This is a genomic window from Arthrobacter sp. StoSoilB13 (genome assembly GCF_019977255.1).
Lineage (GTDB): Bacteria > Actinomycetota > Actinomycetes > Actinomycetales > Micrococcaceae > Arthrobacter.
In genome coordinates this window covers 1-14,234 of sequence record NZ_AP024648.1, presented here as the reverse complement: position 1 = coordinate 14,234, position 14,234 = coordinate 1, and the positions used below count along the sequence as shown (strand labels likewise).

The window sequence follows — 14,234 nt, the reverse complement described above, 5'->3', positions numbered from 1 at the left end:
TTTAGCCGGCGGCGGTGAGGAACGACTTCAACAACGGGCCGCTGGTGGTTGCCCCCAGGCCGCCGTCTTCCACGAACACAGCAACCGCCAGGTCTCCGTGGACGGCAACGATCCACGCGTGGGTCTTGGGCGGGTCCTCATTGCCGAACTCAGCAGTACCCGTTTTTGCCCCGACGGGCGCTCCCGGCACCTGGGCGAGGAATCCAGCATGCCCGGAGGTAACCACGGCCCGCATCATGTCGGATAGCGCGGCCGCTTCTTCCTTGGTGATCGGCTTGCTTGAGGGCGGTGACGCGGGCGCTGCGCTAACGGAAGCGGACGACGCCGGCGCGCTGCCACTTTCCGTGGGCGTAGCTGCCGCGCTGGAGTTCCCGGCTTCAGGGTTCAGCACGAGTTGAGGGGACACCGGAGCGCCGTTGCCAACGGAGGCTGCCATGATCGCCGCAGACAGTGGGGAGAAGAGCACCTTCCCCTGGCCGATCATGGATGCCGCGTGCTCGGTTCCCTCTGCGGCGCCGGGGACTGAACCGAGGAAGGCGTCGGCGCCCAGCTTGGGCGCTTCCACGGCCACGCCCAATGCCATGGCGGCAGACTCGAGCTGGTCCTGGCTGACCGTGTCACGGGCATTGATGAAAGCGGTGTTGCAGGAATGGGCAAAAGCGTCCCGCAGCGTTACGGAACCCAAGGAGCTTTCCGGGTAGCCCTCGGAGTTCTTGAAGGTTCTGCCGTCAACTGTCAGCGTCGGGGTGCATTCGACCTTGGAATCAGGCGTCGCGCCGTCGCGGAACAGCGCCAGGGAATCGACGATCTTGAACGTGGACCCCGGAGCGTATTGGCCAAGCATCGCCGTGTTGTAGCCGTTGCTGCCCGGACCGGACGCGGCCGCCAGAACAGCTCCGGTAGACGGCTTAAGCGCCACGATGGCGGACGCCGGCCCAACCCCGGCAAGCGTCTCTTCGGCCAGTTGCTGCAGCTTCAGGTCAAGCGTGGTCTTGAGGGTTGTTCCGGGCACAGGGAGGGACGAGAAGAATACTTTGCTTGCAGGGGTCTCGCCTTCCGACTTCGCTTCCTGCTTGGCGACCACCTCCACGCCGTCCTTCCCGCGGAGCAGAGAATCGTATTTCTGTTGAAGGCCGCCGGTTCCTGTGGTGTCCCCGGCCCGCAGGGCACCGTTGGACTTTTCAATTTGCTCTGCACTGGCCTGGCCGACACTTCCCAGGAGTGCCCTGGCGAAGGTGCGTGTTGGTGCCAACGCCATGGAGTCCAGGATGCTCACGCCGCCCGGAATGGCAGTGATCTTTGCTTCGGTAATTTCGGGGGTATAGGCGCGGAGGACGATGCCCTCCACGAAAGCCTGTGGACCCGAGGCTGCCACCTGCTTGGCATACTCTTCAACGTCAAGGCCGAGCAAAGCAGCCATTGCCCGCGCGGCGGAATCCGCCTGATCAGCGGCAAGCTTGGTTTTGTCGATACCAACGCGGAAAACCGGACGGTCTTGGACAATGGGGGCATCCCCTGCGCCGAGGATCTGTCCGCGCTGGGCAGGAACCGTCTTGACGGAGAGCGTCTCGCCGTCCGAAAGCTCCGGGGCAAGGAGCTGGGGATTCCATTGGACAGCCCATTTATCGCCGGACTTTTTCAACGTGGCCTCGGAGCTGTACTCCCATTTTGCTGAGCCAATGTTCCAGCTGTAGTTCAAAGGGAAGGTGGCGGTCTCGCCGTCGAGCTTCACGTCACCTGACTGAACCGATGGCTTGGCATCGAGTCCCTCAAACACCGCTTTGAGTTGATCGTTGGCCGCGGAAGCGTCCTTGCCCTCTACGGCGAGTGAACCGACGTCGAGCGCGGCCAGAGAGGAGGCGAGCTGCTTCGCTGCACTTTTCGCACCGGCGCGGCCGTCATCACAGGCCGTCAGCGAACCAACCATCACCAGCGCTACGAAGCCAAGGACAAGATTCCGTGTTCTCATTTTCCCCATTTGCGACATTATGCCCCGTTCCCCCGACAGTTTCTCTCCGGGACCACAACCCGGACCCGCCCCACCCAAAGGAGCTGGGCGGGCGGGCTCTGGCGAGTCAGATTACGGGGCACACGTGAACCTGGCATCACCCCAGACACCGTGCGCGCCGTTGATGGATCCGGAGGGGTCCACCACGAGTTCCACGTATGCCGCACCCGTCAGGTCTACGGAAACGGCTTCCGGAGCGAACCCGGGCGTGTACGTTCGCGACTGGTACTTGTTCACGCCGTCGGTATTGACCTTGAAGATGATGTTGCCACCGAAGCCGCTTTCCAGGCCCACTTGCGAGGTGAACGACGTGCATTTTCCGCCCAGGTAATACGTGATCCTGGAGGCCGCGTGAACGCCCAGACCCTTTGCGAAGGAAGGCTGCTGGCCTGTTGCAGGATCGATGTAGTTGATGGTCAGCGGTTTGTCCGGTGACGACGCCGAATCCTTGTTTGCCACATTCTTGCCGATCACGCCGTAGCCGTTGATGGCCTGGATCCACGGAGTTTCAGACGCGTAGACCGATCCGTGCGGCACGTCGGGCAGCGGCTGCGAAGTAACCTTCCAGTCAAAGAACTTCACCCGCGTGTCTGTGGGCAGCGCGACAGAGGCAAGTTCCTTCGTGGGGTTGAGCCGGACCGTGTTGGAGAACGCCTGGTACTTGTATTGCGTGTATTCCGGCGACGGTCCGTTTGCGTTGTTGCGGCCTTGTTCGGACACCGCAACCACGGCGCCATTCAGGACCGAGGGCTGCAACCAGTTGGGGAAGAAGATCGACTGCTTTTCCATGCTTCCATCGGCATATGTCAGGGTCAACTCAGGGCTTGTTCCATTGCCAACAGCCGCTGATCCGAGAACAGCAAGGTGCGTTCCCTTACCCTTGACCGCGATTGTCTGTCCGGACAGCGCAACGGAGTTGGGGACGTCAGCACCGACGGCGGGCCACGTGTAGTCCACCTGCTTGGGCGTGCCCGCTTCCACTGTCACAGTGCTGCCCGGCCGTACGCCGCCTGCCGGGATGGGAGCGGCAGCCAGCTGCTCGGCAGCGAAGGTGGCCCCTCCGCCGTCGAAGTTTCCGAGCGCCTTCCCCGCCACTGTGGTCACGGCGACGGTGTTGTACGCAGCTGCCAAGGAGCCATAGGCCACGTAGATCTGGTTGCCCCCAGTCACCGACTGCTCGCTTGAGTCAGAAGCAGCGTACGACGCCGAGACCCGCACGGTCTGCTGACCCGCCTTCGCGGTGGGGCCGGGCTTGATGACGAATGTCGCTGTGGCTGTCGCGCCGCCCTCAACCTTCGCGGCAGTAGCCCCGGAGGAGGAGATGACGGTCCACCCGTCGGGCAGCACCGGCGTCAGCACAACGTTTGTCTTGGCCTTGATCCCGGTGTTTACGAAATCTGCAGTGACGGTGGTTTCCTGGTCCTGGAATACCTGCTGGCCAGTGCTTACGCGCACCTCGGCTGCCGTATCTTCCTGGCTCTTGCCGCCCAGGGGTCCGGCCTGCTGAAGCTGGATGGTGGCTGACTGGCTGGAGGCGATCACACCTGTCTTCACGAGGACGGTACCGTTGTTGGCCTCATCGAAGAACCAGCCGGCGGCAGCGGCATCGTAGGCGTCCCTGGTGCCGTGCCGGGCCAGTGTGGTGCCTCCAATTTTGACGTCTTTGGGCGCCGCACCTGCATGGACCCTGAGCTGGTAGGGGCGGGCGGCAGCTTTGCCCGTGTACTCGCCCTTTCGCTCACCGATAGTTACCTTGACGCTGCCGTTGCCCGTGCCGGGTGCCTCCACGGCGAGGAGCTGGGTGGAAGACTTTCCGTCCTTGAATTCCCGCGTGACTTTGTCATCTTCGTACAGGGTGAAAGTGTTTTGCCCCTTGGCGTAGATATCCAAAGTGATCATGGAATCTTCGGGAACCAAGGACGCGTTGCGGGCCACGATGCCTTGTGGGATCACCGCACCTGCACGGACGAATACCGGCAGCCTGTCCAGTGGTGCGTTGTAGCCGTTGAGGATCTGGCCACCCTGGTATAGCTTGCCTGTCCAGTAGTCCACCCACTGCTCGCCGGCAGGAAGGAAGATGCCGTTGCGGACGTCGGTCTGGGTAAAGACCGGGGCCACCAGGAAGTCGGATCCGAGCATGAATTGGTTATTCGCCTCGGCGCCGTAAGACCACTGTTGGTCAGGGAATTCGAGGGCCATGGAACGCATCATGGAGACGCCTGTGTCAGAAGCGTTGTGCGCGAGTGAGTAGATGAACGGCATGAGCTGCTGCCGAAGCTGAAGGTATTGACGGTTGATGGCAGTGGCTTCCTCGCCGTAAAGCCATGGACGCTTGTCCGTCGCTGCCCAGCCGGACATCGAGTAGAGCGCCGGGGCGAAGGCCTTCCACTGGAGGTCGCGGACGTAAGACTCCGGGGATCCGCCGAAGATGCCATCCACGTCGCCGGTGGTGAACGCCAGGCCCGAGTTGCCGGCACCGGTGAGGGCCGGGACCTGCCAGCGAACGGCGTCGAGGTTTCCTGAATGGTCACCCGTCCACTGCATGCCGCAACGCTGCGAGCCGGCCCAACCTTCAACCATCAAGGACGTGCCGCGGGCGTTCGAGTACTGCTCGATCCCTCCATGCGCAGCTTCGCAGCCGGTGAGTGCCTGACGGTAGCCCTGGCCCACCCAAGCGACGTCGAGCTTGCGCAGGCGGACACCGGCCCTCGCCTACTTCGTATTCTTGGTTGGTGAGGGAACGCTGCGTCCACAGACCAACTTTGAGGTCTGTTTCTTCCTCGATGTTGCTCACGGTTTCGGGAAGTTGCTGATACTCGCAGCCGTAGCCGTCATTGACCAGCATCCAGCCCGCGGGCATGTCGTTCTCAACGAACTTCCGTGCCGTTTTGATGGCGTCGGGCGTGCGCTGCTTGGCGCCGTCGGGATCGCCGAATCCCGATGACGAATAGCCGGGGTTGGAGCGGTTGTAGCAATCGGCGTCGCCGTATTCCAAGGCGTAGACCGGCGGCATCATCGGCTTGCCGGTCAACGTGGTGTAAGCGTTCAGGGACTGCTTGTAGTCGCCCACGAAGTAGTAGGCGTCGAAGCGCTTTTCCTCATGGGTGGTGGTGGGTTGGCCACCAAAATTGTAGGAGCCGCGGGCGAACGTGTCCCGCAGGACGCCATATCCCTTGGAAGACATATAGTACGGAACCGCATTGGGATAGCCGTCGTCATCCCAGTCGAAATTCCGGGCGATGTTGATCAGCGCGCCGGTGTGGACGGAGCGGCCGTTTTGCATGCCGCCGCCGATGAACTGCTCACCGTCCTGCGGGGCCAGGTGCTGTGTTGCCGAGTTCGCACCAAAGGTGATGGGGGCGGACTCCTCGAAGACCAGGGACCCATCGGCCCTCAGCAGCCGGAGTTGGGTGGTGGCCTTGTTGATCTCGACACTGATCTTGGCAGTCTTCAGGACCAGCCAGTCACCGTCAGTGACTGTTGGTGCGCTGCCGGGGAACTTGTCCTTCCCCACCACGATGTTGGCAGTCCGTGCCGGGTCCCCTTGATCGGTGTTGGCGGGGTCGGTGAACTTGCCGCTGGGATCGGCTTCGAGGCGGAAGTTGCCGTCGTCCAGGAACGTGACGCGGATGGCGCCTCGCTCGGTGGAGAGGTCGACGACGTTTCCGGACTGGGTGAATCCGGTTACCGCTCCGAGGGGTACTCCCGCTGCATCGACAGGTACTTCAGGGGTGACTGCCTTGATGGGGGCGGGGTCGCCGGGAGCGGCATTTGCTGCCGTTGCGAAGGTCAGGGCGGGGATGCCGCCAGCAAGCAGAAGCGACGCCAATCCGAGGGACGCTGCTTTCTTGAGGAAAGAATTGCGGACGCATCCAGGGCTGTTGGGCGCAGCACTGGATAAGCCCTTGAGGGGTGCGGACATGGGGGCCAACTTTCGACGAGTGACTTTTTGTGATCTAACTCATGGCGAAACGTGCACTAATCGTCACTGCAAAAAGGCAAAAGGTCAATCGTTTAACAAAGAATTTCTTCGCCACTGGGGACGGCACTTGCTTTGTCGGGGCCTCATTAGGACGCTAACTGTCCCTCAAGACGCCTGGGCGTCAGTGGCCGTCAGTGGCCGCGAATGATCCTGCGTTGCGCCGCCACCGCTATCGCCGCGGTTCGGTTATCAACGCCCAGCTTGGAGTAGATATGCACCAGGTGCGTCTTCACTGTTGCCTCGGAAATGAACAACTGCTTGGCCATGGCGCGGTTGCCCATTCCGGTGGCCAGGAGTTCCAGCAACTGGACTTCCCTCGGGCTCAATGCAGGTGACGGATTCCGGATCCTGCCCATGAGCCGGGCCGCCACTTCCGGTGCCAGCGCGGTTTGACCGGCGGCCGCGGATAACACAGCCTGCTGGATCTGTTCAGGCGGGGCGTCCTTCAGCATGTAGCCACTGGCGCCGGCCTCAACAGCGGCGAGGATGTCAGCGTCCGTGTCGTAGGTGGTGAGGATAAGGACAGGCGGCGGGGGAGTCCCGGCCAGCCCTGCTTTGATCTTGCCTGTGGCCGTCACGCCGTCCATACCGGTACCCATTTGCAGGTCCATCAGCACCAGGTCCACAGGCTCGCCCTGGGTGTTCAACCTGCCCAGTTCGGCCAGAGCCGCGTCACCGTCCGCGGCCTCGGCCACCACGCTGACACCAGGAAAATCGGCGAGCATCGCCCGGAGTCCGGCCCGCACAACAGGATGGTCGTCCACCAGGAGGATGCGGATGTCACTCATGCCCCGCCCTCCCGGGCAGGCAGCGGCACCCGAAGGGCAACCACTGTTCCCTCGCCACGCGCCGATTCGATATCCAGGCTGCCATCCAGCGCAGCCAGGCGTTCGCGAAGGCTTTGAAGCCCGACGCCGGTGCCGTCGCCGCGCGCTGTACCGGCCGCCGTCGACGGTTCAAAACCGATGCCGTCGTCGAAAACATCCAGGGTTACCTCCGAACCGAGGAAGGACAAAGTCACGACGACGGCACTTGCGCGGGCGTGCGCCCATACGTTTGCAAGGGAAGCCTGGGCGGCCCGAAGCAGGGTGGTCTGGTAAGCATTGGGCAGGTCCAGGGGCGTGCCCACAAGCTCGAAACGGCAGCGCAGTGCGGTTCCCCGGGCGGCTGCTTCGGTCTCGGTCTTTTCGCAAAGCCTCCGCAAGGTATCCACCAGACCAGACTCTTCCAAAGCGGGTGGCCGAAGATCGCGGACGAAGCTCCGGGCCTCGGCAAGGTTGGCTGATGCGGTCTCCTGTACGATCCTCAACCGTTCATTCACGGTCTTCAGGTCCCCCTCGTCCAACGCTTTCCCCGCAGACCTGCCCATCAGGATGATGCTGGAGAATCCCTGCGCCAAGGTGTCGTGAATTTCCCGGGCCAGCCGTTCGCGCTCTGTCAGGACCCCGGCGTCATGCTGGGTCTTGGCCAATTCTGCCCGTGTTCGCCGGAGATCGTCAGCAACAATGCGTTGGTGCTCGGCCTCCAGGAACAAGGCACGGTATGCCAGTCCGGTGACCACAGCAAACCCAGCCCCGAATATGGGTCCCAGAACCATCGCGAGCTGCAGACCGCCGTCGGCCGGGCCCCGGCTGTGAAACCAGAGAGCACCAATCAGCAGAGCCGTGCTCACCACGATTGCCGGCAAGGCGAGGCGCCGGGGGAGTATGTGCAATTGGAGGAAGAAGAGTGGGAAGGCAACCCATGTGAAATCGCCGCTGACCAGCAGAAGCATCAGCCACAGGACCATCACGGCACCAAGCCACCAGCCTGAGTAAGGTGTGGGATCGAACCGGGTGGCATTGCCCGCGTGGCGTTTCTCGAGGACGGTTCCCACGAGGTACACCAGGGCCAAGGCGGCTGACAGCGCCAGTCCACCAATGACCGCCAACGGCGACGGGCTGCCCGCAGTGCCTGCCAGGAGCCGCACCACTGCCACCAGCAGCAGCACGGCGAAGCCAACATGGAGACTTATCCGCAGCACACGGAGGATGGTGGCGGTGCCGGTAGGAGTCTCCTGCATGCGTCCCAGCCTATCCCCGCCCGTCGCTCCACTCCCTCGAAATTCCGCGTCCCGAGGCAGGAATCAACCAATCGGATGATGGCCGGTTCAACCCCTCGAAGTGCTCGAATCCATCAGGTTCCCGATGTGCCCGGATCCATTGGACGGAAGAGTGGATTCAGCCGGGACCAAGCCCGCATCCAAGCAAAGGATTCTGATGTTTCTAGCCATCCGCGACATCCGCTTCGCCAGGGGCCGCTTCGCACTCATGGGAAGCGTTGTGGCCCTTATTACCCTGCTGCTGGTCATGCTTTCGGGGCTTACTGCGGGACTCGGAAACCAGTCGACATCGGCTATTGAATCACTGCCCGCACAGCAGATCGTCTTCGGTGCACCGGCGGGCGGGGAGCCGAAGGCCTCCTACACCGAGTCTGAGGTTTCCAATGCCCAGCTCGAGGCCTGGCGGGAGCAACCCGGCGTTTCATCAGCACACGCCGTCGGCATCAGCCAAACCCCCATCCAATCCTTGGCTGGCGGTGGTGCTCCAAACGGGACCGCAAATGTCGCAATCTTTGGCGGTTTGACGGCTCCTGCCCCCGTCCAGGACGGGACGGTCGTGATCGGCAAAACCGTGGCCAAGGACCTGGGGCTCCAGGTCGGCAGCCGTGTCCGCGTCGGCGGGACGGAGCTGACTGTTTCAGAAGTTGTGCAGGACCAGTGGTACTCGCACACCGGCGTGGCCTGGACGACGCTCGATACCTGGCGGAAGATCGCCCACGCTCCTGAGGGCACCGCCACGGTCCTGGCCGTAAATTACGACGCCGGTGCTTCAGTCAGCGTTGATGCCGCCAACGCTGCGGCTGGCACGGTGAGCATGGATCCCGTCGGCTCGTTCCAGGCTCTGGCCTCGTACAAGAGTGAGAACGGTTCACTCATGCTCATGCAGGCATTTCTTTACGGAATCTCTGCCTTGGTGATCGTGGCTTTCCTTACCGTGTGGACAGTGCAGCGGACTCGTGACATCGCGGTCCTCAAAGCACTTGGCGGCTCTTCCGGGTACGTCCTCCGTGATGCGTTGGGCCAGGCCGCAATCGTGCTGCTGACCGGAGCAGCATGTGGCGGTTTGCTGGGCTTGGCGGGCGGACTTTTCGCGGCCAGCGCAGCGCCTTTCCTCGTCACGCCTTTGACCACCTTGGTGCCCGTTGCCGGCGTCGTTGTCCTGGGGCCTGGGCGGCGCTGTCCTCGCGGTCCGCAATGTCACCAAAGTCGATCCACTGTTTGCCCTCGGCGGTAACTAGGTCTTGAACATTCCCAGAAAGGCATACATTGTGACCCCTGCTTTGAACCTCATCAACATCACTCTGGAGTACCCCGACGGCGATTCCACGCTCAAGGCCCTGGACGCTGTAAGCCTTGCAGTTGGGCGGGGCGAGTTCCTCTCCTTGGTGGGTCCGTCCGGTTCCGGCAAATCCTCGCTGTTGGCTGTTGCGGCCACGCTCGTGAAGCCCACCTCCGGACTCGTCGTCATCGATGGCCAGGACGTTTCCGCGCTCAAGGATGCCGAACGCACAGCCCTGCGGCGCGACAAGGTGGGCATCATCTTCCAACAGCCCAATCTTCTTCCGTCCCTGACCGCCGTCGAGCAGCTGCTTATCCGGGACCACCTGCGCGGCAAGGCTGTCCGCGCGGCCCCTTGGCAAAGCGCATGAACTCCTGGAGATCGTGGGCTTGGCCGCATCGGCTAACAAGAGGCCGCACCAGCTATCGGGCGGGCAGCGTCAGAGGGTGAACATCGCCAGGGCGCTCATGGGCCGCCCCACCGTGTTGCTGGTGGACGAACCTACCGCAGCCCTGGACCACGAACGCAGTGAATCGATCGTCAGGTTGTTGCGGCGGATTACGGACGAGTTCTCCACCGCTACTGTGATGGTCACGCACGACGCCGAATTCCTGCCCCTCACAGACTCAGTGGCCACCATGCGTGACGGACGAATCAGCCCCGCCATCCACCCGTCCGTTCTGCCCAACTAGGTCGCAGTAGAGCGCGTTTTGGACGTTCAGAACGCGCTTAACTGCTACTTAGTTGGGTGAGCCGAGCAGCAGATCGTCCTGCGCCTCGTCGTACGTATCGCGGGCTTCGAGAATCGTAGGGACGTGGCTCTCCGCCCACTGACGTAGAAGGGTGAGGGGCTGCAGGAGGGATTCACCCATCGGCGTTAGTTCGTAATCCACCCGCGGCGGCACCTGGGCGTGGACGGTCCGCGTAATGAGCCCATCGCGTTCCAGGGCACGCAGCGTCTGCGTCAGGACCTTCGGCGTGACAACGTGGACCATCTTGCGCAGCTCCGAGAACCGCACGGGCCCGTCACCGAGGACTTGGATCACCAAAGACGCCCACTTGTCGCCGATTCTTTGGAAGATCACGCGGGATGGGCAATTGGGATCCAGGATGTTCCCTGGCAGGGCATTAGTATCCATGAGGTAACTCAGTTCCTTTGAAGCTATCAGTATCCAATAGATACCTTCGTGTTATCGCAAGGATAGCAATCCAAAGGAGAGTCATGAAAATCGCAGTCTACGGCGCAACGGGCATGGTCGGCAGTGAAATCGTCAATGAATCCATCACCCGCGGCCACGAAGTCACGGCCATCTCCCGCAAGGGCGCCGAGATCACCGGCGCAACGGCCCAGGCAGCCGATTTGGCCGACGCGGAGGTCTTCGCCTCCATTGCAAAGGACCACGACGTCGTTGTGCTGGCTACGGGTCCCAGCCGCACCGGCGGGGACCATGGAGAGTGGCTCGATGCCATGGCCACTGCATACAGCAACGCCGAAGGAACCCGCCTCATGATCGTTGGCGGTGCAGGCACTCTCGAGGTGGACGGCGTCCGACTCCTCGATTCCCCGGACTTCCCCGAGGCATACAAGGCGGAAGCCACCACCGCCGCGAAGGCACTGGAAGCGGTCAAGCAGACTCCCGAGGACGTCGACTGGACGGTCCTTGCCCCCGCTGCCGTTATCCAGCCCGGTGAGCGTACCGGCAAATACAACGTGGCCAAGGACACTCCTGCCGGCACCACCATTTCCTCGCAGGACTACGCCGTCGCCATGCTGGATGAAATCGAAAGCCCGGCCCACCGCCGGGCACGCTTCACGGCTGCAAACTAACGTTTCGCGGCTGCAAAACACCAGCTAACCGACAGTCAGGCCGAGCCCGGGTACCGGCATCTGAAATATGTCCTTGAGGGCATGCTTCGCCGCATGGTACCCGGGCATCCCTGTAACACCAGGCCCGGGCGGGGTGGATGAAGAACACAAGTAGACGCCCGGCATCGGTGTACGCCACGGAACATTGGACACTACTGGCCTCTGCACCAGACCCCGCATATCCAACAAACCTGCGCTGAAGTCGCCACCCACGTAGTTCTCGTTGTACGCGGCCAGATCAGCCGCCGTCGTGGTCTTCGAGGCAACCACCACGTCCCGGAAGCCTGGAGCGTATCGCTCAATCCGTGCAGTGACGGCTTCGGCCATGTCCACATCGGAGCCAGCCGGCACATGGCAATACGTCCACAGAACGTGTCGCCCGGCCGGTGCCCGCGACGAGTCCACGAGGGACGGCTGGGAAACCAGCACGTAGGGCTCCGTTGGGTGTTTGCCCATGTCCACGAGGTTCTCGGATTCGGCCATGGCCATTCGCGAACCGCCCACGTGAACCGTCCCCGCCCGCCTCAGGCCAGGGGCAAGCCAGGGAACAGGTTCGGAGAGGATGTAGTCGACTTTGCAGGCTGCATTCCCGAAGCGGAATGCATCCAATGCCCGACGATAGTTGTCCGGTATTTCAGCACCACCCAGACGTGCGAGCGTCGGAGGAGCAACATCCAGCAGGATGGCTTTTGCCGGCCCTGACCTGGTCGAAAGAATCCACGCGCTCACCGGTGTGGATGGTGCCGCCGTGGGCAACGAGGTCCTCGGCCATTGCACCTGCGATAGCCGCGGATCCGCCCACGGGCACCACCCATCCGCCGGCGTGGGCCAGGACGGCGAGCAAGAGTCCGGCACCCGTGGAACTAAGCGCGGGCTGGGAACCCAACGCGTGGGACATTACGCCGGTCAACAAAGCCGGAGCAGCTTCTTCACGGAAGCGCCGGCCCCAGAACGGTGTTCCTTGGTCAAGGGTCGCGAGCCCAAACAACAGAGCAGCAAGGGGATCCTTGGGCACGCGGAGCAGTTGGTTCGACGTAAAGTCCACCACGCCATTCACGCGTGCCAGGAGCGGCGCAATCAGGCGACGATACGCTGGGCCGTCCGCCCCCAGCTCCATGGTGGTCCGTTCCAACGACTGGTACGCGAGGGCGGCACCTCCCACGTCCAACGGCGTGCCGTGCTGGACGTCAGGCACGCGCAGCTCAATGCGCTTAGACAGGTCGAATTCCTTGAAGAAAGGAGACGCCAATGCCATTGGATGCACCGCGGAGCATACATCGTACAGATATCCCGGTTCGATCAGCTCGCTTGTCCGGGTCCCGCCTCCGATGGCATCGGCGGCCTCGTACAGATGCACCTCCAGCCCGGCGCGGGCCATGGTCACTGCCGCGGCCAGACCATTGGGACCAGAACCAACGACGGCGACATCAGCCATCGCTACCCACCTCCGACTGTTGGGGTGCTTTGGGTGCTTTGGGTGCGGCAGGCTCAACCATTGAACGCCAGGGCAGAACCGACATGGACGGATGAAGAAGGTTAATCCTGAGCCAATCCCTGGTGCCTTCGAAGGGCCCGCCATGGGGATCGTCTTCGCCCAAAGCGCGTAGGGGATCCTGCGTTGGATCCAGGATATCCATCACCACCCTGGCCATCAGGTACGCCGTTGCAACCATGTGCAGCGCCACAGCCAGTACGTAGTAGGACATATCAATGTTGTGCTGCACGGATCCACCGCTGGTGGCCATGCCCAGGTACATCCAAATGGCAGCCCAGTGCAGGCCTTCAGCCGCCTGCCAAACCAGGAAGTCCCGCCAGCGCGGTCTCGCAAGGGCAAGGAGGGGAATGAGCCAGATGACGAACTGGGGGGAGTACACCTTGTTTGTGAGGATGAACCCCGCCACAATCAGGAAGGCCAGCTGGGCGATGCGGGGGCGCCTGGGCGCCGTCAAAGCCAGTGCACCGATCAATGCGCACGCAATGACAAAGAGGTTCAGCGCAAGCGAGTTGATAGTGGCGGCGTCAAGTTGGGTCCAATGAAGCCGATCGGCCACGAGGTTGAACGCGAACCACGGCGAGCTGTATCCGGCGGGCCGTTCCTGGGTGAATTCAAAGAAGTAGCGCCAGCCTGATGGGTTCATCGCGGCGATGGGCAGGTTGACGGCCAGCCATGCCGCGGCAGCCGCAGCGGCAGTCATCCAGAAGGTCCGAGGACGACCAGTGCGTAGCGCCAACACCAAAATGGCACCGAGAATGAGGACGGGGTACAGCTTGGTGGCCGTTCCCAGCCCGATGCAGATTCCCGCCAGGATCAACTTGTCGCGGGAGAAGAAGTACATGGCCAACGCGAGCAGGGCCACAGCCCACATGTCCCAGTTGATGAACCCCGCAAGCACGATTCCGGGGGCCAGGGCCACCATGGCGGCATCCCAGGGGCGACGCTTGTTCATTCGGGCGGTCAGGAGGACGGTAATTATCCATACGGCAACAATCAGCATTGCGTTGACGTCGAAGTAGCCCAGAATGCGTTCCGTGCCCGGCCCTTGTCCTGGTACGAGGAGCGCGGTCAAGCCTGCGATGATCCCCATGAGGACCGGGTACTCAAACAAGCTGCCCTGCGTGAAGAAGGGGAACACGCCATCGCCCAGGCCACGGTTGCGGAAGAGCTCAGGGAAGTCGGAGTAGCACGTGGCGTAAAACTGTGTGGGCGTCTCCCAGCCATTGACGCGGCAATAGTCCTTCGCCAGCACGGCAAGCAGGGCAGCGATCACTGTGAGGACAACGAGGACGCGTTCAACCGTGAACGGCGCGGGGGAGATCTGTCCTGGAGCAGAGTGGCGGCCCCAAGGGCCCGCCTACAACCTCCGTGAAGTTACGAAGCAGGGAGTCGCTGCGGCTTGGAACCACAAAGCGGGCACGTTTTCGCTGCCGGTGCGGCTTCGTCTCCTGCATAAATCGAGCTTACCGTCAGGCAGCTTGGGTAACGCCACTGGAGCAGCT

The 14,234-nt window shown here is 62.5% G+C and carries 7 protein-coding genes and 4 pseudogenes; 3 read left to right on the top strand and 8 right to left on the bottom strand.

The window, feature by feature from the left end:
* Nucleotide 1: 1 nt before the first annotated feature.
* From LDP01_RS12255 to LDP01_RS12235, 5 genes are all read right to left on the bottom strand, one after another.
* Nucleotides 2-1,978, bottom strand: a complete 1,977-nt coding sequence (locus LDP01_RS12255) for a penicillin-binding transpeptidase domain-containing protein (protein ID WP_224092470.1) — start codon at nt 1,976-1,978, stop codon at nt 2-4.
* Between the two features lie 102 nt (nt 1,979-2,080).
* Nucleotides 2,081-4,678, bottom strand: coding sequence for an NPCBM/NEW2 domain-containing protein (locus LDP01_RS12250; RefSeq protein WP_224092468.1), 2,598 nt, complete (start codon nt 4,676-4,678; stop codon nt 2,081-2,083).
* On the bottom strand, nt 4,581-5,930 hold the full coding sequence (locus LDP01_RS12245; protein ID WP_224092465.1) for an alpha-glucosidase domain-containing protein: 1,350 nt from the start codon (nt 5,928-5,930) through the stop codon (nt 4,581-4,583). Before LDP01_RS12245 ends, LDP01_RS12250 begins: the two co-directional genes overlap by 98 nt.
* A 191-nt stretch (nt 5,931-6,121) precedes the next feature.
* Nucleotides 6,122-6,778: a response regulator gene (locus LDP01_RS12240; RefSeq protein ID WP_224092463.1), complete on the bottom strand. Its 657-nt coding sequence runs from the start codon at nt 6,776-6,778 to the stop codon at nt 6,122-6,124.
* Nucleotides 6,775-8,052: a sensor histidine kinase gene (locus tag LDP01_RS12235; protein ID WP_224092461.1), complete on the bottom strand. Its 1,278-nt coding sequence runs from the start codon at nt 8,050-8,052 to the stop codon at nt 6,775-6,777. The genes LDP01_RS12240 and LDP01_RS12235 overlap by 4 nt, the downstream gene beginning before the upstream one ends.
* Nucleotides 8,053-8,248: 196 nt before the next feature.
* Between LDP01_RS12235 and LDP01_RS12230 the strand changes: the two are divergent.
* Both LDP01_RS12230 and LDP01_RS12225 read left to right on the top strand, forming a co-directional pair.
* A pseudogene (locus tag LDP01_RS12230) lies at nt 8,249-9,329 on the top strand (ABC transporter permease).
* Between the two features lie 30 nt (nt 9,330-9,359).
* Nucleotides 9,360-10,062, top strand: a pseudogene (locus tag LDP01_RS12225) (ABC transporter ATP-binding protein).
* 48 nt (nt 10,063-10,110) lie between these two features.
* Here LDP01_RS12225 and LDP01_RS12220 read toward each other — a convergent pair.
* Nucleotides 10,111-10,509 carry a winged helix-turn-helix transcriptional regulator gene (locus tag LDP01_RS12220; RefSeq protein WP_224092459.1) on the bottom strand — a complete coding sequence of 133 codons (399 nt, stop codon included), beginning with the start codon at nt 10,507-10,509 and terminating at the stop codon, nt 10,111-10,113.
* An 83-nt stretch (nt 10,510-10,592) separates the two neighbouring features.
* Between LDP01_RS12220 and LDP01_RS12215 the strand changes: the two genes are divergently transcribed.
* Nucleotides 10,593-11,198: an NAD(P)-dependent oxidoreductase gene (locus tag LDP01_RS12215; RefSeq protein WP_224092457.1), complete on the top strand. Its 606-nt coding sequence runs from the start codon at nt 10,593-10,595 to the stop codon at nt 11,196-11,198.
* 24 nt (nt 11,199-11,222) lie between these two features.
* Here LDP01_RS12215 and LDP01_RS12210 read toward each other — a convergent pair.
* Nucleotides 11,223-12,672, bottom strand: a pseudogene (locus LDP01_RS12210) (phytoene desaturase family protein).
* Nucleotides 12,665-14,186: pseudogene (locus LDP01_RS12205) on the bottom strand (glycosyltransferase family 87 protein). The pseudogenes LDP01_RS12210 and LDP01_RS12205 overlap by 8 nt, the downstream one beginning before the upstream one ends.
* Nucleotides 14,187-14,234 lie beyond the last annotated feature (48 nt).

Coding starts and splice junctions, on each gene's coding strand:
- LDP01_RS12245 (WP_224092465.1), bottom strand. CDS start 5,930: ATGTCCGCACCCCTCAAGGGCTTATCCAGTGCTGCGCCCAACAGCCCT.
- LDP01_RS12215 (WP_224092457.1), top strand. CDS start 10,593: ATGAAAATCGCAGTCTACGGCGCAACGGGCATGGTCGGCAGTGAAATC.
- LDP01_RS12235 (WP_224092461.1), bottom strand. CDS start 8,052: ATGCAGGAGACTCCTACCGGCACCGCCACCATCCTCCGTGTGCTGCGG.
- LDP01_RS12240 (WP_224092463.1), bottom strand. CDS start 6,778: ATGAGTGACATCCGCATCCTCCTGGTGGACGACCATCCTGTTGTGCGG.
- LDP01_RS12220 (WP_224092459.1), bottom strand. CDS start 10,509: ATGGATACTAATGCCCTGCCAGGGAACATCCTGGATCCCAATTGCCCA.
- LDP01_RS12255 (WP_224092470.1), bottom strand. CDS start 1,978: ATGGGGAAAATGAGAACACGGAATCTTGTCCTTGGCTTCGTAGCGCTG.